Origin of the sequence: Bradyrhizobium genomosp. I (2014) (genome assembly GCF_000261685.1) — a bacterium.
Taxonomy (GTDB): Bacteria; Pseudomonadota; Alphaproteobacteria; order Rhizobiales; family Xanthobacteraceae; genus Bradyrhizobium.
This window is the reverse complement of record NZ_AJQE01000373.1, coordinates 1-19,683: the sequence shown is the minus strand read 5'-3', so window position 1 is coordinate 19,683 and position 19,683 is coordinate 1. Positions and strand designations below refer to the sequence as shown.

Below are 19,683 nucleotides of genomic sequence, written 5' to 3'. Positions count from 1 at the left end.
CTGGCATAGCCGGTGCCGACGTGCGGGGGCTTTCAACGTTCATGATCGTAGAGGAGATGGTGAGATGCGCATCGCGCAGGTAGCTCCGCTGACGGAGGCTGTTCCACCCAAGCTGTATGGCGGCACCGAGCGGGTGGTGCATTGGTTGACGGAGGAGCTGGTAGCCCTTGGACACGACGTGACATTGTTCGCGAGCGGCGACTCGCGGACGTCGGCAAAGCTGGATGCGTTGTGGCCGAAGGCGCTCCGTCTCGACGGTTCCGTGCGCGATCCCAACGCGCTGCACATGGTGCTGCTGGAGCGGGTGCGGCAGAAATGTGACGACGAGGAGTTCGACTTCCTCCACTTCCATCTCGACTATTATCCGTGGTCGCTGTTCCACCGACAGCCCACGCCATTCGTGACCACGCTGCACGGCCGGCTCGATCTGCCGGAGCATCAGCCGGTCTTCAACACCTTCGCCAGGATGCCCGTCATTTCGATCTCCAATGCGCAGCGACGGCCGGTGCCGCAGGCGAACTGGGTGACAACGATCCACCACGGCCTGCCGGAGAACTTGCTGACGCCGAAGCCGGCGAAGCAGGAATATCTCGCCGTGCTCGGCCGCATCGCGCCGGAAAAAGGCGTCGACCGCGCCATCAAGATCGCGACCCATTGCGGCATCCCGCTGAAGATCGCGGCCAAGGTCGATCGCGCCGACCAGGATTACTACGACGAGCTGATCCGGCCGATGATCGAAAACAATCCGCTGGTCGACTTCATCGGCGAGATCAGCGATCGCGAGAAGTCGGACTTTCTGAGCGGCGCGCTCGGCCTCCTGCTGCCGATCGACTGGCCGGAGCCGTTCGGCCTCGTGATGATCGAGGCTATGGCGTGCGGAACGCCGGTCGTCGCCTTCAACCGCGGCTCGGCGCCGGAGATCATCGACGAGGGTCTCACCGGCTTCGTCGTCGAGGACATCATCAGCGCCGCGGGGGTGGTGAATCGCCTTCCGCAACTCGACCGCACCGCGATCCGCAAGCGGTTCGAGACGCGCTTCACGGCACGGCGCATGGCGCTGGACTATCTCGCGGCCTATCGCAGCCTGACCGAGGCACAGGCGCCGCGGATCAAGCTGGTGAGCAGCGCGGAATAGCTAGCCACACCCACAACTGTCGTCCCGGACAAGCGCGCCGCAAGCGCGCGCCGATCCGGGACCCATACTCCGCAGCAGCAGCTTTGCGAAGACTCGGAGTTACCAGCTCGCGCCTCAACTTCCCCCTGGGGTTATGGGTCCCCGCCCCCGTGCGCAATTGCGCACTAGGCGGGGACGACACTGAATGTGGCGCGACAGTATCCTATCTCACCACCGCCCGCTTCGGCTCGACGATCTCGAACATGCGCGGGAATTCGTCCATCAGGCCCATCAGCTCGGCAAGCCGCATCGGGTTGCCCGATAGCTCGATCTTGCCGGCGGCGACGGCTTCCGGAAAGCTCGTCAGCTTCGCGATCACCTCGTCGAGCGTTGCGCGCGCGAGCGTGAAGCTGGCGTCCGCGTTCTCCGCCTGCACGCCCTCAGCGTAAGTGAGCGCGCAGTTCTCCAGATTGAGCACGAAGATCTCGCCGGTGTCGGAAAAGCGCCAGTTCAAGACGATGTGCTTGCCTTCCGCCTTGGGGCCGTTGAGGCGAATTCCCATCACATCCCAGAGCTGGGAGGTGCGCAGCGCGGCCAGCGTTTCGCGCGGCATCGGCGGGCGCGCCGGTACCTTCGGCATGCCCTGCCGCAATTCCTGCGCGCCGAACAGATAGGCGTTGCGCCAAGTCGCGCTCTCAGCGGCGTAGCCGAGCTGCTCCAGCGTGTCGGCGAGCAGGCTGCGTGCCGCCGAATTGTCCGGTTCGGCGAAGACGAGATGGCCGAGCACCTGAGCGACGAAGCGAAACTCGCCCTTGTCGAAATCATCGCGCGCCCGCGCCAGGATCGCCTCCGCCCCGCCCATATACTCGACATATTTCCTGCCCGACTCCACCGGCGGCAGCGGATCGAGATTGACCGGATTGGCGTCGTACCAGCCGAGATATTTCTGGTAGATCGCCTTCACATTGTGCCGGATGTGGCCGTAATAACCACGGCCATGCCAGGCGCCTTCCAGGCTCTTCGGCAGCTGGATCGTCTCGGCGATCTCGGCGGCGGTGAGGCCATGATTCATCAGGCGGATGGTCTGGTCGTGCGCGAATTTGTAGAGGTCGCGCTGCTGGCGGATCATCATGCCGATGCGCTCAGCCCCCCACACCGGCCAGTGGTGCTGGCCGCACATCGCCTCCGCCTTGCCGTCCCAGAGCCGCAAGGCCTCGCCCAGATATTTCGACCAGGCCAGCGCGTCGCGCACGTCGGCGCCGCGGAACGGCAGCAGATTGTGGAAATTGTGCGTGCAGTTCTCGGCGAGGTTCAACAGCTTGTAGCGCGGGATGAAGAAGTGCATCTCCGCGGGCGCTTCGCTGTTCGGTGCCATCTGGAATTCGAACTCGACGCCGTCGATCACGCGCCTATCGCCGGTCGCCATGATCAGGTCGGTCGGCCGCAGCAGCGCGACTGATCCTGCCGCCATCGACTTGCCGAGCCCGCAATCGACCTGTCCCCGCACGCCCTTGCCGAGCAGCGGCCCGAACTGGTATTGCGCCCGGCGCAGCATCGCCGGTCCCGCGATGATGTTCTCGGAGACGGCGTGCTCCATGAACAGGTTCGGCGCGACGATCGGCACGCGGCCGGTGGCGAGCGCATCCTCCTCCAGCACGCCGCGCGCGCCGCCCCAATGGTCGGTGTGGGTGTGCGTGAAGATGACGGCCGCAACACGCTTCAGGCCGCGATGCCTGAAATAGAGATCGAGCGCGGCGCGGGCGCCTTCGATCGAGGTCAGGGCATCGACGACGATGACGCCGCTGTCGCCCTCGATCAGGGTCATGTTGGCGATGTCGAGCCCGCGCACCTGGTAGACGCCGGGCACGACCTCGAACAGCCCGTGCTGCATGTTGAGACGCGATTGCCGCCACAGGCTCGGATTGACCGTGGCCGGCGCCACTTCAGTGGACAGGAAGCCGTAAGGCTCGAGGCTCCAGACCGTCCGTCCCTGCGGATTCAGGATCGTCGCATTCTCGATCGTGCCGAGAAAGCCGCGCGCGGCATCGTCGAAATCCCGCCTGTCGGAAAACGGCAGCGCCTTCAGCATGGCATCATGCTGCGCGATGACCGACGGAGAGGCGTACTTCGGCTCACTGTTCGAAATGTCTGTCATCGAGCTGGCTCCCCTGATCTGGTGAGCGCCATCTAACCGCATCTCGCAACCGATTGCCATTGATGGAGCGCAGGCGGACGCGGTCACCATCCCCGGAGGGGGTAAGAACCGCGCCGCAGCTCGTGCTCTACATCCCCAACAATCGCGGCAGCCACAGCGACAGGCCGGGCCAATACGTCACCAGCACGAGGAAGCTCAGCATCGTCAACAGCCATGGCCACACCGCGACCGTGAGCTCGGTGATACCCATCTTGGCGATGCCCGAGGCGACGTAGAGATTGAGGCCGACCGGCGGATGGCACAGGCCGACCTCCATGTTGACCGTCATCAGGATGCCGAAATGGATCGGGTCGATGCCGAGCTTGACCGCGACCGGAAACAGGATCGGCGCCATGATCAGGATGATCGAGGACGGCTCCATCACGTTGCCCGCCACCAGCAGCAGCAGGTTGACGAGCAGCAGGAAGCCGATCCATCCCAAGCCCTGGTCGATCATCCATTGCGCCAGCGCCTGCGGCACGTTCTCGTAGGTCATCAGGAACGAGAACAGCACCGCGTTGGTGATGATGTAGAGCAGCATGGCGGAGAGATTCGCCGACGACAGCAGCACGCGCGGTACGTCGCGCAGCTTCAGATCCTTGTAGATGAACACGGCGACGATGAAGGCGTAGACCGCGCTGACGGCGGCAGCCTCGGTCGGCGTGAACAGGCCGCTATAGATGCCGCCGATCACGATCACGATCAGCAGGATGCCCCAGATCGACTTGCGGAACGCGTCGAGGCGCTCGACGAAGGTGGCCTTGCGCATCCGCGGATAGTCGTTGCGCCAGGCCCGATAGAACGTCGTCGCGCCGAGCAGCGAGGCGAGGACGAATCCCGGCACGATGCCGGCGATGAACAGCTTGCCGACCGAGCTGTTGGTGGACACGGCGTAGAGCACCATCGGGATCGACGGCGGAATGAGAATGCCGAGCGAGCCCGACGTCGTGATCACGCCCGCGCCGAACCGCTTCGGAAAGCCCTGCGCGACCATGGCGGGCAGGATCACCGAGCCGATCGCCACCACGGTTGCCGGCGAGGAGCCGGAGATCGCGGCAAACAACGCGCAGGCGACCACGCCCGACAGAGCGAGACCGCCGTACCAATGGCCGACCAGCGAGGTTGCGAAGGTGATCATCCGCCGCGCGACGCCGCCATGGGTCAGGAAGTTGCCGGCGAGGATGAAGAACGGGATCGCCATGATCTCGAAATTCTCGATGCCGGTGAACAGCTTGAGCGCCACCGATTCCGTTCGCACGTCGGTCAGCGTGAACATGAAGCTGAGCACGGTGAGACCGAGCGCAATCGAGATCGGCATGCCCGTCAGCATCAAGGAGAGCAGCAGCGCGAACACGATGAGGACGCGCATACCTTGCGGCAGCGTGATGACGTGGCCGGCATGCGCGAAGCAGAGGGCGACGATCAGGACCGGCAGCAGCATCAAGATCCAGCCGAGCGGGCTGCGCTCGTCGCGAACGACCTGGCTGTGGGTGACCGGGGCCGGATGCACCGGGTCCACCTCGACGCCTTCGACGCCCGCCATGTCGTGGTGCGGCAGCTCGCCGGTGCGATAGAACGACCAGGCGACCTGGAGGAAGCGGAAACACATCAGGCCGGAGCCGAGCGGGATGGTGAGATACACCATCCACATCGGCGCTTCGAGATCGTTGGACTGCTGGCCGGTCTGCCACATCTGGCCGACGAAAGCGGCTCCGAAATAGGCGACGATGGCGGTGAAAAGCGCGCCGCACAGGAGGCCGAAGGTGATCACGCGCCGGCGCGACCCGCCAGGGAGGATATTGACCAGCACGTCGACGCCGACATGGATGCCGGTCCGCACGCCATAAGCGGCGCCGAACTTCGCCATCCAGATGAACATGTAGATGCAGAGCTCCTGCGCCCAGGACAGGTCGAGACTGGCAAGCCAAGTGAATGTCGCGCGCGCCGGGACGGCCAGGAAGGCGAGGTTACGGGCTTCCGCCCATTTGGCGATGTCGATCGACAGCCCGGCGCCGTAACGGTGCAGCACGGCGACGAAGATGAGCGACGTCGCGGCCGCGATCATCGTCGCGATCAGCCATTCCTCGAGATGATCGAGAAAACGATTCAGCACGCGCAGCAACTTGGTCCCCCCCGGATTGGATCATTCAAGCGCAACGGCCGGGAGCGCGATCACCCCCGACCGTTGGTAATGTTCTTGTTGGGCCGCAGCCGTCAGTTCATCTTGACGTCGAGTTCCTTGGAAATGAGGTCGAGCACCTCCTGCCCGACCCGGCCCTTGGCCCATTTGTAAGTCGGATGCATCGCTTCCTGCCAGGCCTTGCGATCGGCGTCGGTCAGTGAATGGAGCGTGGTCTTGCCCGACTTCTTGATCTCGGCGAGCGCATCCTCGTTCTCTTTTCGAGCGATCGAGTTCGTGTAATCGGTCGCCTCGGACATTGCCTTTTCGAGCTGACCGCGGATATCGGCCGGCAGACCGTCCCAGAATTTGGAGTTCACGATCACGGCGTATTGCAGATGCGCGTGATTCGAAACGGTGATGTCCTTCTGCACCTCGTAGAATTTCTGCGTGAGGTAGTTAGACGGGGTGTTCTCGCAGCCATCGACCACGCCGGTCTGCAGCGCCTGATAGACTTCCGAGAACGCCATGATCTGCGGGATCGAGCCGACATTGCGGAAGTACTGGTCGGCGATCTTCGACCCGGAAATGCGGAACTTGAGCCCCTGGAAATCCGCCGGCTTGATCAGCGGCTTGTTGGCCGAGACCATGTGGAAGCCGTTATCCCAATAAGCGAGGCCTCTGATGCCCTTGGCCTGGAGCTTGTCGAACAGATACTTGCCGAGCGGGCCCTTCATGGTGGCGGCATAGGTATCGTCGTCCTTGAACAGCCAGGGCAGGTCGAGCGCCTCGAACTCCTTGACGCCGAGCGGCGCGAATTTCGCGGTCGAGGGCGCGAGCATCTGCACCGAGCCGAGCTGCAGCGCCTCGATCTCCTCCTTGTCCTTGTAGAGCGTGGAGTTCGGGTAGACTTCGACCTTGACCTTGCCGTCAGTGTATTTCTCGGCGAGTTCCTTGAACTTCAGCGAGCCCTTGCCCTTCGGGGTGTCGTTGGCGACGACGTGGCTGAACTTGATGACAATAGGACTCTGGGCTTGGGCGATGGCTGGAGCCAAGAGAACAGCCGCGGTGGCGACCGCAGCAAGCAGCGTGCGCATGAAGGTACCTCCCAATAACTCTGAAATCAGCTTCTTTTTGTTTTTCAGGTCAGTAGTGGCAGCAATCCGCCAGCCGAACAACTAGACCTAAGCCCAATTTGCCGCGGCCAAGCTAGCTTGGCGACCGCCGTATGCGCAACCCGGCGTCCGCGCGTGTCCGACGGAACGAGCGCTTATGCCGCAATGCGGCAGTGCAATCAGCCTTTGCGCTGGGCAACCATGAAGAGGCGTCGGAACGGGAACAGCGTCTGCCCGGCCGCATTCTTCGGATAGGCCTTTGCGACCCGCACCCCATAGGCGGCTTCGAACGCGGCCTTCTCATCACCCTGCAGCACATCGAGATAGCGCGTCAGCCACGTCCCCTTGGTCCATTCCTTCACCGGGTTCTCGCCTTCGAGCACCTGCAGATATTCGGTCTCCCAGATGTCGATATTGGCCGACATCGGCGCCAGCAGATCGTGATAGAAGGCCGGCCCCTCGACCGGCGGCGGGGTGACGAGATGCTCCAGCTTGGACCGCCACGGACCATCCAGCGCGGTCTCGCCGATCAGCACATGCGAAGGCGCGAGAAAATTGCGCGGCATCTGCACCGCAAGCATGCCCCCACGCGTCACTTTCTCCATCAACGACGGAAACAGTGCCGCATGATTGGGCAGCCAGTGCAGTGCGGCATTGGAATAGATCACGTCGTACTGCCTGGCGGGACTCCAATGGCCGAGATCCTCATGCGACCATTCCACGTCCGGCGCCGCCTTGCGCCCCGCAGCCACCATCTCGGCCGAGCCCTCGACACCGGTCACGGTTGCGGTCGGCCAGCGCTCCCTGATCAATTTGGTCACATTGCCCGCGCCAGCGCCGAGATCGGCGATCGCTCGCGGGGCGAAATCCGGAATCCGCATCAGGAGATCGACGGCGGGCCGTAGCCGATGGCCGGAGAACTTCAGATATTGCTGCGGGTCCCAGACCATCGTTTCAGCCTTTTCTTTTTCGTGTTTCCTTCGCCAAGGCTCTTGGTTACCACTGCTCGTCTCGGTTCGGCAAATCGCCGCACGCGGGACAGGGCAGGAATCGAACGGCAAAAGCGCAAAGCAACCAGGAGAGCGTGTCACCATGGACCTCGGGCTCGAATCGAAAACCGCCGTCGTCACGGGCGCCAGCATCGGCATCGGCCGCGCCATCGCGAAGGGCCTGGCTGCCGAAGGCGTGCGCGTCGTCGCCGTGGCGCGCCGCACCGACCTGCTTGCCGAACTGGTGCAAGAAGTCGGCGGCGGGCTGGTCACGCCCCTCGAGCAGGACGTGATGGCCAAGGACGCCGCGGAGAAGATCGCCGCTTTTGCACTGAAGGAACTCGGCCATGTCGACATCCTCGTCAACAATGCCGGCGGCAGCCGTCCCCTCCCCGTCGATGCGCCCGACAGCAAATGGGACGAGGCGATCGCGCTCAACTTCACCAGCTACCGCCGCATCGCGCATGCACTGCTGCCGCAGATGATCGAACGCAAATGGGGGCGCATCATCAACATCACCGGCAAGTCCGAGCCGGAAGGCCTGAACGCCGCTTTCGCCGCCAAGGCCGCGGTGCACGCCTGGGCCAAGGGCCTGTCGCGCGAGATCGGCGAGCACGGCATCACCATCAACTGCATCCCGCCGGGCCGCATCATGAGCGAACAGATCCGCCGCAACTACGCGCCGGATTATCGCGAGCGCTTTGCCGAGGAGGAGATCCCGGTCGGCTATTGGGGCGAGCCGGAGGATCTGGCGGCACTCGCCGTGTTTCTGGCGTCACCGGTGGCGCGATACATCACGGGGACGGTGATCCCGGTCGATGGGGGCCTGAGGAGGTATCAGTTCTAGAGCGTTTTCGAGCGAAGTGGACACCGGTTCGCGTCAAGAAAACGCGTCGAAACACAAGAGTCTAGAGCCCCGTTCCGATTCCATCGGAACGGAAAAGGCTCCAGGAGTGAGCTCCTGAATCCGATCGGCCGCCAAACGCATGCAGTGCCCGGTTTGCGGCCGGACCTCACGGTTTGACGTAGCTCCAGCCCTGTTCCTGCAGCTCCATGACGCGGACGACACCGGATTTGACGACCGTGGCCTGCGGAATCAGGCTGATGTCCTTGTTCTCCGCCTTGCGCATGTTTTCCTGCGTGTTGCCGCAAGCCCTGAAGGAGATTTCGGGATGGCTCATCGCGAGGACCTCGATGCGGGGCTTTACCGGCGAGGTATCTTCGCGCAGCATGTGAAGCCCGGGACCAAAGGTGACGACCTCGATCGACACCGGCTCGCCGAGATCGCGGTAGTATTGCGCGACGTTGGTCGCATTGTTGAGTGCGAGGTTCATCATCGCAGGTTCGTTGGAATTGACCTGCAATATCAGCCGATGCGGCTTCCTGGCGACCTCAGGTCTGGTCATCTGAGCCAGCGCTCTCTCGCTCGCAGGGTTCCGCTTGCCGGTGTGATTCTGCCCCGGTTTGCGCGCCTGCTTGGGCCTGCTTGAATATTTCGGATTGCTCGCCTGGCCCTTCGCACTCGCCTGCGGGATCGACTGGTTGTCCTGCTGCGCCTGCGCGTTTGGTCCGGCCAGAAGCAGCATCGCCAACCCGATGATGACTGCCATCGCCAACTTTGAATTGATCATCTCGTTTCTCCCGTTCCCTGACCGTTACCGTCCTGGTCTGGCGACGGCATGCGGCCATTTGCATGCAGTCCCCACTTTTTCGCGCACGTTCTTGAATCCGCCGAGCGGGAATTGTCCCTCTTGCACCACGCCGGTGCGGATGGAGAGACGCACGACGATGTGACCGTCGTCGGGTAGCGACCTCAGCAACTGCACGACGTCGCCGCCGAAAGCAACACCGGAGCCGGATGACGGTGAGGCTGCCGTGAGTTGCATTGGCTGCTCCGCATTGAGCTGAAAGGAGACGGCGTATTCGCTGGCGCTACGCGACACCGCAGGTCCTGCGACTACGACTTCCGTGCGGCCCTTGCGGCAGTGGATCGCGAGTTGCATCGAGGCACCATCCGAGCCGCCGACGGAAGAGGTGGTGGCGGTGACGATCGGTGAATAGTCGACTGGCGAGGTGGTCTCGCTGATCAGCCAGCCATCGTCTGAGACCCGCCGCCCGGGCGGTGGAATCTTGCGTGACAGATCTTGCAGACATTCCAGCCGGGCTTGCCCCTCCATCGCCGAACAGGCCCGAAGTGTTTCCATGGGATCGCTCGTGTTTTGCGCGTAAGCGATTCCGCAGGCCACAAAGAATGCGACGGCGAGCGGAGGACCCGCACTCTTCATGGCCGCGCCTGTGCACTGCGCGCCTTGCGATCCAGCCAATCCTGCGCGGCCTGGAAGCGGGTGAGCCCTGGCACGGTTGCCGCGAGATTGATCGACTGCCATTTCGGATCGAAGCCCGGCGCCTGCAGCCGGTCTATTCGCGAGAACAGATACTCGACAAGGCGGGCCACGCGTTGATAGCGATTCGAATGTTGCGGCCAGTTGAACGCAACGAGCGCTGTCGGCACCGCGATGGTCGAGATCCGCTCGCCTTGCCTGATCAGATTGGGATACTCGTTGGCATCCAGGGTCGCGGGCAGATAGTAGTCCTCGAACTTCCGGTCGTAGTTGACCGGGAGGAACTTGAATCCGGCCTCCCAGCGGCCCTTTACGAAGGCGTCGACGGGTTTCGAGGTAATGAATACGACGGCCGACATCTCGCCTTTGCGCATCCGTTCCAGGGCCACCTGATGCGGAATGAATGTCTTGTCGACATCGATGCCGAGACGGCTGAAGATCAGTGGTCCCGAATAGGCGGCTGCAGTGCCCAGGGTATTGAAGTTCACCTTCTTGCCGGCAAGATCCTGCAGGCTTGTGATTTCAGGCCGCACAAAGATGTGCAGCTCGGATGGGAAGAGATTGAGCAGATACGTGATGCGGCTTCGGATCCGCGGTGCCTGGACCTTGTACTCTTCGAGCGCATCGGAATTGATGATGGCGGTGTCGACGCCACGCAAATACAGCAGCGCATTCAGATTGTCGGTGGCCCCCCGCGTGACGATCGGCAGAAGATGCAGGTCCGCTCCGTCGTCGACGACGCGAGCCATTTCTGCGGCGAGACGGATCGGTGCGCCCTCGAGCAGACCGCCGGCGAGCCCGACCGTCCAGGCGTTCATCCGGTCCTTTTCATTCTCTTGCGGGAGCGACCTTCGGACGAGCTGAGCATCGGTCCTGGTATTTCTCGCCGTTTGCGCTTCCAAGGAGGTCGCCTGAAGCATCATCGCGGCCGGGACCAAACAGGTGAGCAGGAGCAACGAGAGTGACTTTGGCGATCTGTTCATGTCGTTTCCCTTCCGAATCTGCCACCGCAACCTCTGGTTCCGCAGGACTGCACCAAGTCCACTCTCAGCGCTGCAGCGCATCCAGCCGTTCCTTTGCTTCGCGAATACCGCCCCGGTGTGCCTTCGCGTAGAGCTCTCGCGCCTTGGCCGCTTCACCGCGCGTTCCATAGGTCCCCCAGGCGGACAGAACCGCCGGATCGTAGGTCTCCGCGAGCATGAAACTTGCCTGCGCAATGTCCTTCTCAGACGCGAGCTCGAGCACGATCCGCGCCGCACCGATATTTCCCTGATCGAGCAACGCCCTGGCGCGCGGGATCAATCGTGCCTCCGCCTCGTTTCGGTTCGCGGCTGTCAGCGGCTCCGCGACAGCCGCTTCCACGCTCCGCGTCACCGGCAAGATCGAGCCTACATTTGTTTGCTCCACCTGGAGGCGCGCATCGGTTGGGGCCGATGCCGATGCACGGTCCTTTTGCCTGGCTTCGGTCCCGCTCCGCTCCTGTTGCAGCGACTGCCGCAGTTCGGCAATCTCCCGGTTCGCTGCCTGTCTCTGCTGCGAGATCGCATCGTTCGCCTCGCGCAATTGCACGTTCCGGGTTTCGATCTCACGGCGCGTTTCCGCAAGTTCCCTCGCCTGCACGGCCGCATGCGCCCGGACCTCTTCGAGAGCGCGACGTTGTTGTTCGGCATCGGCCGCTGCCGCTTGCGCTGCTTTGGCCTGGGCGACGAGGTCGGCGTTCTTCTGCCGCTCGTCTTGCAAGGACTGCCGCAGCTCCGCAACCTCCCGCCCTACTGCCTCCTTCTGTTCCGAGGCCGCAGCTTCCGCCATGAGCGATCCACGAGGTATTCCGGCGAGTTCGCTCGCGAGCGCGGCGGCGCGTGACTGCGCCTCGTGGCGTTCTTGCTCAGCGCTCGCCGCTGCCGCCTGCGCGGCGTTCGCCTGCTTCTCGAGGAGGCCGCCTCTTTGCCGCTCCTGCTGCAGGGACTGCCGCAGTTCCGCGATCTCCCGCGCCGCCGCATCTCTCTGCTGCGCGGCCACATCGTCCGCGCTGCGGGATTGCGCGTTGCCGGCGTCGATCTCGCGGCGGGCTCCGGCAAGTTCGTTCGCGAGCTCGGCGCTGTGGGCTTGCTCCTGTTGGAGTGATTTCCGCAGCTCCTCCGCGGCGATTTCCGCCGTGTGCGTGCGCTGGACCGCCTCGTCGAGCTCCCTGTGCGCCTCGGCCAGCTCGTTGGCGGGCGCTACAATGCGCGGCGCGTCTTCGTCCAGCCGCTGGCTTGGTTGCACCACGCTTGCTGGCTCCGCCTGCATCAGGGCTTCGCTCGCTTCGCGCTGAAGGAGCGCTAGCGAACCGGTCGCGATTTCCGGCCGCTGATCCAGGCTGAGGGCGCTCTCGCCGCCGATGCGCGTCATGTCCGGTTGCGCCGTGAACGGTGTGAACACGCCGAGCAGGGAAGCCCCGACGAAGATGACGGGGATCAGAATTGCAGCCGCCACGAGCGAGCCGCCCGATCGTTCGTCCTCCGGATCGACATCCTCCATCGCGGGATGCCAATGGGTGGGCGCCGGATTGATTGGAGAGCCGTTCTGCCAGACCCATTTGCCCGCCTCGGGTGACCAGTGGCCGACCTCGGCAGCCCCGGTCGCATCTTCTACCCAGATGCCTTCTCCGCTCCTCGGTGCTGTATCAATTGGTCGGCGCATGCATCACGCCTCTCTCGACGGCAACCCAATGGAGTGGATGGCTCGGCCTGTTCGCATGGTTCAATGCTCGATCGGAAATCGGCAGATCGAAATGACGTCAGGCGGCACGCCGCCGCGATTAAATTTATTAAATATATAATAACTATATAATTTTAACTATATGCTAAGTCAAATTAAATAATGGGTGCCAGAGATTCGCCGCTGCCGACGCCAGGTTCGACCACGGGTCATGGAGCAATGTCATCATCCCGCCTGCGGCTTCCCCACCCCGCGGCTTGTCGGCGGGCAGCCATCCTCCGCCGGGTGAAATCAGAAGCCTCATGCCGACGAGCGACAACCCTTCATCCCGGGCCCGCCGGCGGGACGACATACAGCGTCAGCGCAAAGACCGCATAGATGAACAGCATCAGGGCTCCGACGAACCAGGCCGAGCGCCCGCTGGCGGTGATGAAGGCCGACGTGACGGTCGCGATCATCACCATGGTGACGGCGCCCGGCCAGAACTGCAGGTTCATCGGCGTGGGTCCCACGACATAGCTGAGCAGCACTAGCGCCGGGGCAACGAACAGCGCGATCTGGGAGGCGCTGCCGAGCGCGATGCTGATGGCCATGTCGAGCCGGTCCTTGCGCGCGGCGGCAAAGGCCACCGCAAACTCGGCGGCAGCGCCGACCAGCGAGACGACGATGAAGCCGACAAAGGCCGGGCTCATCCCGAAGGTCTCCGCCGCCTTCTGCACCGACTCCACGAAGATTTCGCTGACCAGCGCGACCAGCACCGTGACGACAAGCAGCGTGCCGACGGCTATTCCGATCGGCCAGTGCGCCTCCTTGGCGTCGCCATGATCAGAGCTTGCGAACAACTCCTTGTGCGTAACAAGCGAGAACAACAGGCCGAGCGCATAGGCGATGATGAGCAGGATTGAAATTCCGACGCTGAGCTTGTTCAAGATGCCCCCGCCTTGCGGCAGGTGCTCGAGATCGGCGACGGCCGAAGGCGCAAGCAGGGCAACGGTTGCCATCAGCAACAGGCCGGACGAGAGCCGCGCGCCGGCACGGTTGTACTCCTGCACGTGGTAGCGCAGGCCGCCGAGCAGCAGGCAGGCGCCGAGCATGAACACCGCGTTGGTGACGATCGCGCCCGCAATCGAGGCCTTCACGAGCATGTACTGCCCTGCACGCAGCGCGGTGATGGCGATGATCAGCTCCGTCAGGTTGCCGAGCGTGGCATTGAGCAGTCCGCCCACGGCATCGCCGGTCTTCGCGGCGACCGCTTCGGTGGCATGGCTGAGCAGGGCCGCCAGTGGCACGATCGCGAGCACCGCCAGCACGAAGAGCAGCGTGTGGGAATGCGGGGCCACGGCCTCGGCCACCAGCACGATGGGCACGAAGGCCAGCATCCAGAGCAAAGGGGTATTCCGGATTTCCGTGAGCAGAGTCTGCATGTCGGCCGCCCCTTCCATGGATACGCTGATGGAAAGGTCCGGCGGCCGCGCGCGGCGAGTATTGATCTGGCTCAACGTGGGCAGGGAGAGGCGCGACGTCGTGCGGGCTGAAGCGGACAGCGCGTGTGATGAGAACGCGCCGTAGCCTTGGACCCCATCGCTGCCACGATAGCATCCTGCCAGTGTTTTGCCCGACGGGTCAACTTGATCGCGGCCGGCGAATGTCGTTCCGACACGGCCGGAAAATCCCTTATCGATCAAGGGGCCTTCTACTGTGCATGGGGTTGTTTTTCGACTTTTTGTTTTGAGCCCAAGAAAAAACGCGCCACAGCAGCTCACTCCGCCTGCAGGATCTCCGCAATCGCCGCCCCCGCCGCGATCGTGCCCAGCGTGCCGCCGACGTCGCGCGTTGCCCTGCCCTCGCGAAGCGCCTTCGCCACCGCGGCCTCGATCGCACGCGCGGCTTCCTCGTAACGCACGGCACCGCTCCTTTCGCCGTGCCAGGCCAGCAGCAGGGCCGTCGACAGGATCAGCGACACCGGATTGGCGACATCCTGGCCCGCAATGTCGGGCGCCGAGCCGTGCGCGGCCTGCGCCATGGCGTAGCCGTCGCCGACATTGAGCGAGCCGCCAAGGCCGAGGCTTCCGGAGAGCTCTGCGGTGAGATCGGACAGGATGTCGCCGAACATGTTGGTCGTGACGATCACGTCGAAGCGATCGGGGTTGCGCACCACATGCGCCATCATGGCGTCGACGAGGATGTCGTCGACCGCAAGGCCGGGATAGGTCTTTGCCGCCGCGCGGCAGATGTCGAGGAACATGCCGTCGCCGATCTTCAGCACATTGGCCTTGTGCACGATGGTCAGATGCTTGCGCCGCTTCAGCGCCAGACGGCAGGCGGCGTGCGCGATGCGCTCGCAGCACGCCCGCGTGATCCTTCGCAGCGAGATGACGACGTCAGGCGTGACGAGCATCTCGCCATTGCCCTGCTCCATGTTGCGGTCGGCATAGAATCCTTCGGTGTTCTCGCGCACCACGACGAGGTCGAACTCGCCGAGGCGGTTGGGCCGCCCCTCATAGGTGCGCGCGGGCCTGACATTGGCGTAGAGGTCAAGACTGTTGCGGAAGTGCCGCGAAGGATTGATCTCGCCATGCGCCTCGTCCTTGAAGTCGAAGGTCGCGGTCGGCCCCAGGATCAGGCCATCGGCGGCGCGGACGATGCCGAGCAGCTCTGGCCGCACGGTGGTGCCTGACAGCTTCAGGCTCGCGCGCCCGACCGCATGCTCCTCCAGCCGCAGATTGAGCTGGAAGCGCTCGGACGCCGCCCGCAGCACGCCCGTTGTCGCAGTCGTGATCTCCGGTCCGATGCCGTCACCGGGCAAAACGACGATTTGCATGACGATCCCCTGACATTGCAGCAGCTCGCGTGAGCATACGCCAGCCCGAGGCCGCATCGCCTGACCTTCGTGCATGCACAGCATGCAAGCATATGCCTGTGGAAGACAGCCTGGCCGTAGTACATGCCGAAGGTCCCTATCGCGACGACGCCGGAGCAACGCGCGAACGCAATGACAATCACGTTACCTGCCGCCGCGCGCGAGCCTGATCACACCATTTCCGATGGCCTGCCGGCCGCGCAGCGGCGCTGGGCGATCGCCGCGATCTTCACCGCGCTGGCGATGGCCTCGCTCGACACTGCGATCGCCAACATCGCCCTGCCCGCCATCGCCGCCGATCTGCATGTCAGCCCGGAGCAGTCGGTCTGGGTGGTCAACGTCTACCAGATCGCGCTGGTCGCGACGCTGCTGCCGCTCGGGGCCCTCGGCGAGATCGTCGGGCACCAGCGCATCTATCTCGGCGGCCTGATCCTGTTCACCATCGCCTCGCTGTTCTGCGCGGTGGCGTGGTCGCTGGACAGCCTACTCGTCGCGCGCACGTTGCAGGGCCTGGGCGCGAGCGGCATCATGAGCGTCAACACCGCGCTGGTGCGCTTCGTCTATCCCGGAAGGATGCAGGGCCGCGGTTTCGGCCACAATGCGCTGGTGGTCGCGACCGCCTTCACCTTCGGCCCCTCGATCGCCTCAGCCATCCTGGCGATCGGTCCGTGGCCCTGGCTGTTCGCCGTCAACATCCCGTTCGGCCTCGTCGCGATCGGCATCGGCTTTGCGATGCTGCCGAAGACCCCGCGCGCCGATCACGGTTTCGACTTTCTCGGCGCGATCCTCGCCGCCGCCTGCCTCGGCCTGTTCATCACCGGCATCGGCAGCGCCGCGCACAATCTGTCGCCGCTCGTCGTGGGCATCGAGCTGGTTTCGGCGCTCGCGCTCGGCTTCATCCTGACCCGCCGTCATGCCGATCATCCGGCGCCGATGCTGCCGATCGACCTGTTCAGCCGGCCGATGTTCGCACTGTCGGCGGCGACTGCGGTGTGCTCCTTCGCCGTCCAGGGCCTCGCCTTCGTTTCGCTGCCGTTCTATTTCGAGGACGTGCTCGGCCGCTCTCAGGTCGAGACCGGTTTCTTCATGACGCCCTGGCCGCTGGTGGTCGGCATCATGGCGCCGATCGCGGGGCGCCTCTCCGACCGCCACCCGGTCGGCCTGCTCGGCGGCATCGGCCTCGTGCTGCTCGGCCTCGGCATGGCGCTGCTCGCGACGCTGCCGGCCAATCCCGCCATTGCCGACATCATCTGGCGGATGGTGATCTGCGGCATGGGGTTCGGCTTCTTCCAGGCGCCGAACATGAAGGCGGTGATGTCGAGCGCGCCGCCGCACCGCAGCGGCAGTGCCTCGGGCATCGTCGCGACCGCGCGCCTGACCGGACAGACGACGGGCGCGGCGCTGGCCGCCGCCTGCTTCGCGCTCGCGGGACATGACGGCGCGACCCTGGCGCTGGCGCTCGGCGCAGGCTTTGCCGCGCTCGGCAGCGTGATGAGCTTCTTGCGGCTCGCGGTGAAGTAAGCCGTCAAGCCGCCGTCACGCCGACATTCGCCGGAATGACGGTCTCACCGTCGAGCGCGGCCAGGCGCGCATCGATGGCGGCGATGACCTTGCGCGAGAACGGTCCGAGATGCGCATAGGCCGCGATCATCTGCACCGCGATACGCGCGGACGAGGTGTCACGCTTGGCGCAATTCATGAAGGTCTGCCACAGCGGTCCCCGTGCCTCGGGAAGGGCGGTGACCACCTTGTGCACCGTCTCCATCGCCCCGAGCCTGGCGCGGATATCGCCTTCGGCGAGTTCGGGACGCTGCCTGGATCGGTCGAGCAGCGTCATCAGGCGGTCGACGCGTCCTGCATAGGCCGCCGGGCTGTAGGTGTGCTCCAGCACGCGCCTGTAATCCAGCAGGATGTCGCGCAACGGACGGACCGGATCGAAGTTGATGCCGGCCGTGCACTGATCGGCGCCGATGGTCGGCGCCACATCGTGGCCCGGATGCAGCCGGCCTTCGCGCTCGAGTCGGCGCGTGAGCTGCGTGTTCGGCAAGGCATAGAGCAGGCCGACCATGGCGACGGGAATCGCCGCCTCCTCGATGAATTCGATCATGGCCTCCGCCATCGAGACCTTCTCGTTGTCGAAGCCGACAATGAAGCCCGCGGTGACGAGCATGCCGGCGGCGTAGATCTTGTGGATGCTCTCGGCGATGTTGCGCCGCGTGTTCTGCTTCTTCCGCATCGCGACCAGCGTCGCCGGGTCGGGACTTTCGATGCCGACGAAGATGCCGAAGAAATTGGCCGCCCCCATCAGCTCCAGCAGCTCCGGATCGTCGGCGAGGTTGACCGAGGCTTCCGTGGAGAATTCGAAGGGATAGCCGTGCGTGCGCTGCCATTCGGCGAGCTTTGGCAGGAATTGACGCAGCGACTTCTTGTTGCCGATGAAATTGTCGTCGACGAAGTCGAGATGGCCGCGATAGCCCATCCGGTAGAGCGTCTCGAGCTCGACGAACATCTGCTCGACCGTCTTGGTTCGCGGCACGCGCCCGTAGAGCTCGATGATGTCGCAGAATTCACAGGTGAAGGGACAGCCGCGCGAATACTGCACACCGAGATAGAGATAGTCCTCGAACTTGAGCAGGTCGAAACGCGGCACCGGCGTCTTGGTGACGTCGGCCTGGAATTTCGGCGCGGTGAAGACGCCGGACCGCGCGCCGCTTTCCCAGGCCGCGATGAATTCGTCGATCACGCTCTCGGCCTCGCCCAGCACCCGGAAGTCGGCCCGCTCATAGATGTGGGGGCTCGAGGTGGGATCGGGACCGCCGACGACCACCGGCTTGCCAGCGGCGCGGCAGAGCTCGATCAGGCGAAGCGTATCGGCCTGCTGCGGCATCATTCCGCCGGTGAAGACGACGTCGGCCCAGGCGAGATCCTCGTCGCCGAGGGCTGCCGTGTTGCAATCGATCAGCCGGACCGTCCAGCTCTCGGGCAACATTGCGGCAACGGTGATCAGGCCCAAGGGGGCGGCAGGGCGCTTGACGCCCATCACTTTGCAGGATTCGCCAAAGCTCCAGAAGGACTCTGCCGAGAACAGCGGGTAGAGCATCAGCACGTTGCAGGGACTCGGCACGTTCATGGAACTCCTTTTGTGTCGACGCAGTGTACCAAAGTGCCGGCGTCTTGCATCCCGGCAAAAAGGACAAACTGTCGCCGCTCCACGGGACGCGACCCGGGCCTGGAACCGGCCTTCACGGCCGGACGTCGCCTGAAGCCGCGGATTGGCGCCCAGAGGTCAACTCGAATCGATTAACGAAGGGATGAGGCAAAACAGCGCCGCGGTCCATACTCTCGCGCGGCCGGGCAATGCATCCCGGCTAGCCCGCGGAGTGTTGATTTGAACAGTTCCAGTTTGCCGGACAGATTGCGCCCCTGAGTTCAATCGGTGGATTGGGCCAATCAGGGGACTTGCGATGGCAAACCTAACAATCAACGGAAAACCCTTCACCCTCGACGTCGAGCCGGATACGCCGCTGCTCTGGGCGATCCGGGAGAATGCCGGCCTGACCGGCACCAAATACGGCTGCGGCATCGCACAATGCGGCGCCTGCACGGTTCACATCGACGGCGCAGCGATGCGCTCCTGCGGGATCTCGGTCAGCGAGGCCGAGGGCAAGAAGATCACCACGATCGAGGGGCTCACCTCGGGCGATACGCTGCACAAGGTGCAGGACGCCTGGATCGCCCAGGACGTGCCGCAATGCGGCTATTGCCAGAGCGGCATGATCATGGCGGTGGCGGCGCTGCTGAACGAGAAGCCGAAGCCGACCGACGCCGACATCGACGAGGCCATCACCAACATCTGCCGCTGCGGCACCTTCCAGCAGGTGCGCGAGGCGATCCACATGATCGCAAGCGCGTAAGGAGCCGCCGCATGAACAAGCACGTCTCTCCCAGGATGAACCGTCGTGCCTTCGTCATCGGCAGCGCTGCTGTCGGCGCGGGCCTTGCAATCGGCCTCGACATCCCCTTCGGCGGCCCCGCCGTGGTGCGTGCTGCCGACGGCTCGCCCGAGATCGGCGCCTGGGTCGTGGTCAGGCCCGACGACACCGTGGTGATCCGCATCGCCCGCTCCGAGATGGGCCAGGGCTCGCTCACCGGTCTCGCCCAGCTCGTCGCCGAGGAACTCGAATGCGACTGGACCAAGGTCACGACCGAATATCCGACCCCGGGCCAGAGCGTCGCGCGCAAGCGCGTCT

16 protein-coding genes and 1 pseudogene are annotated in these 19,683 nt (G+C 64.2%); 5 read left to right on the top strand and 12 right to left on the bottom strand.

The window, feature by feature from the left end:
- Positions 1-64: 64 nt before the first annotated feature.
- Positions 65-1,135 (top strand): glycosyltransferase family 4 protein, encoded by a 1,071-nt coding sequence (locus tag IC50_RS32800; protein ID WP_035715241.1) that lies wholly within the window; start codon positions 65-67, stop codon positions 1,133-1,135.
- Between the two features lie 202 nt (positions 1,136-1,337).
- Here IC50_RS32800 and IC50_RS32795 read toward each other — a convergent pair whose 3' ends face one another.
- The 5 genes and pseudogenes from IC50_RS32795 to IC50_RS32780 all read right to left on the bottom strand — a co-directional run bounded on the left by IC50_RS32795 (position 1,338) and on the right by IC50_RS32780 (position 7,492).
- Positions 1,338-3,269 carry an alkyl/aryl-sulfatase gene (locus IC50_RS32795; protein WP_035715237.1) on the bottom strand — a complete coding sequence of 644 codons (1,932 nt, stop codon included), beginning with the start codon at positions 3,267-3,269 and terminating at the stop codon, positions 1,338-1,340.
- Between the two features lie 127 nt (positions 3,270-3,396).
- Entirely contained in the window at positions 3,397-4,677 is a 1,281-nt protein-coding gene (locus tag IC50_RS43950; protein WP_035715321.1) for a TRAP transporter large permease, read from the bottom strand.
- A 219-nt stretch (positions 4,678-4,896) separates the two neighbouring features.
- Positions 4,897-5,373: pseudogene (locus IC50_RS43945) on the bottom strand (TRAP transporter small permease); the annotation flags it as partial.
- 149 nt (positions 5,374-5,522) lie between these two features.
- The gene (locus IC50_RS32785; protein WP_035715235.1) at positions 5,523-6,524 is read right to left on the bottom strand and encodes a DctP family TRAP transporter solute-binding subunit; all 1,002 of its coding nucleotides are present in this window, start codon (positions 6,522-6,524) and stop codon (positions 5,523-5,525) included.
- A 197-nt stretch (positions 6,525-6,721) separates the two neighbouring features.
- A complete protein-coding gene (locus tag IC50_RS32780) occupies positions 6,722-7,492 on the bottom strand; it encodes a methyltransferase domain-containing protein (protein WP_035715232.1) in 771 nt (256 codons plus the stop codon).
- Between the two features lie 142 nt (positions 7,493-7,634).
- Here IC50_RS32780 and IC50_RS32775 point away from each other — a divergent pair, with 142 nt between their 5' ends.
- The gene (locus IC50_RS32775) at positions 7,635-8,378 is read left to right on the top strand and encodes an SDR family NAD(P)-dependent oxidoreductase (RefSeq protein ID WP_035715229.1); all 744 of its coding nucleotides are present in this window, start codon (positions 7,635-7,637) and stop codon (positions 8,376-8,378) included.
- Positions 8,379-8,544: 166 nt separating this feature from the next.
- On the opposite strand, the gene IC50_RS32770 is transcribed toward IC50_RS32775, so the two are convergent.
- The 6 genes from IC50_RS32770 to IC50_RS32745 all read right to left on the bottom strand — a co-directional run bounded on the left by IC50_RS32770 (position 8,545) and on the right by IC50_RS32745 (position 15,394).
- Positions 8,545-9,162, bottom strand: a complete 618-nt coding sequence (locus IC50_RS32770; RefSeq protein WP_035715227.1) for a DsrE family protein — start codon at positions 9,160-9,162, stop codon at positions 8,545-8,547.
- Positions 9,163-9,186: 24 nt separating this feature from the next.
- Positions 9,187-9,735 (bottom strand): hypothetical protein, encoded by a 549-nt coding sequence (locus IC50_RS32765; protein ID WP_244429697.1) that lies wholly within the window; start codon positions 9,733-9,735, stop codon positions 9,187-9,189.
- Between the two features lie 77 nt (positions 9,736-9,812).
- Positions 9,813-10,856: a TAXI family TRAP transporter solute-binding subunit gene (locus IC50_RS32760; RefSeq protein ID WP_085974092.1), complete on the bottom strand. Its 1,044-nt coding sequence runs from the start codon at positions 10,854-10,856 to the stop codon at positions 9,813-9,815.
- Positions 10,857-10,920: 64 nt separating this feature from the next.
- The gene (locus tag IC50_RS32755) at positions 10,921-12,555 is read right to left on the bottom strand and encodes a hypothetical protein (RefSeq protein WP_157461170.1); all 1,635 of its coding nucleotides are present in this window, start codon (positions 12,553-12,555) and stop codon (positions 10,921-10,923) included.
- Between the two features lie 341 nt (positions 12,556-12,896).
- On the bottom strand, positions 12,897-13,997 hold the full coding sequence (gene cax / locus IC50_RS32750; protein WP_035715311.1) for a calcium/proton exchanger: 1,101 nt from the start codon (positions 13,995-13,997) through the stop codon (positions 12,897-12,899).
- A gap of 335 nt (positions 13,998-14,332) precedes the next feature.
- Complete coding sequence (locus tag IC50_RS32745) at positions 14,333-15,394, bottom strand: isocitrate/isopropylmalate dehydrogenase family protein (protein ID WP_035715221.1); 1,062 nt, start codon at positions 15,392-15,394, stop codon at positions 14,333-14,335.
- Between the two features lie 171 nt (positions 15,395-15,565).
- Between IC50_RS32745 and IC50_RS32740 the strand changes: the two genes are divergently transcribed.
- Positions 15,566-16,954 carry an MFS transporter gene (locus IC50_RS32740; RefSeq protein ID WP_035715309.1) on the top strand — a complete coding sequence of 463 codons (1,389 nt, stop codon included), beginning with the start codon at positions 15,566-15,568 and terminating at the stop codon, positions 16,952-16,954.
- 4 nt (positions 16,955-16,958) lie between these two features.
- Here the strand turns inward: IC50_RS32740 and IC50_RS32735 are convergent, their stop codons facing one another.
- Positions 16,959-18,563 carry a B12-binding domain-containing radical SAM protein gene (locus IC50_RS32735; protein WP_035715219.1) on the bottom strand — a complete coding sequence of 535 codons (1,605 nt, stop codon included), beginning with the start codon at positions 18,561-18,563 and terminating at the stop codon, positions 16,959-16,961.
- A 334-nt stretch (positions 18,564-18,897) separates the two neighbouring features.
- On the opposite strand from IC50_RS32735, the gene IC50_RS32730 reads away from it, so the two are divergent.
- Both IC50_RS32730 and IC50_RS32725 read left to right on the top strand, forming a co-directional pair.
- The gene (locus IC50_RS32730) at positions 18,898-19,347 is read left to right on the top strand and encodes a (2Fe-2S)-binding protein (protein WP_035715217.1); all 450 of its coding nucleotides are present in this window, start codon (positions 18,898-18,900) and stop codon (positions 19,345-19,347) included.
- Positions 19,348-19,358: 11 nt separating this feature from the next.
- Positions 19,359-19,683, top strand: a 325-nt coding sequence (locus IC50_RS32725; RefSeq protein ID WP_035715216.1) for a molybdopterin cofactor-binding domain-containing protein, incomplete at its 3' end; no start/stop codon positions are given.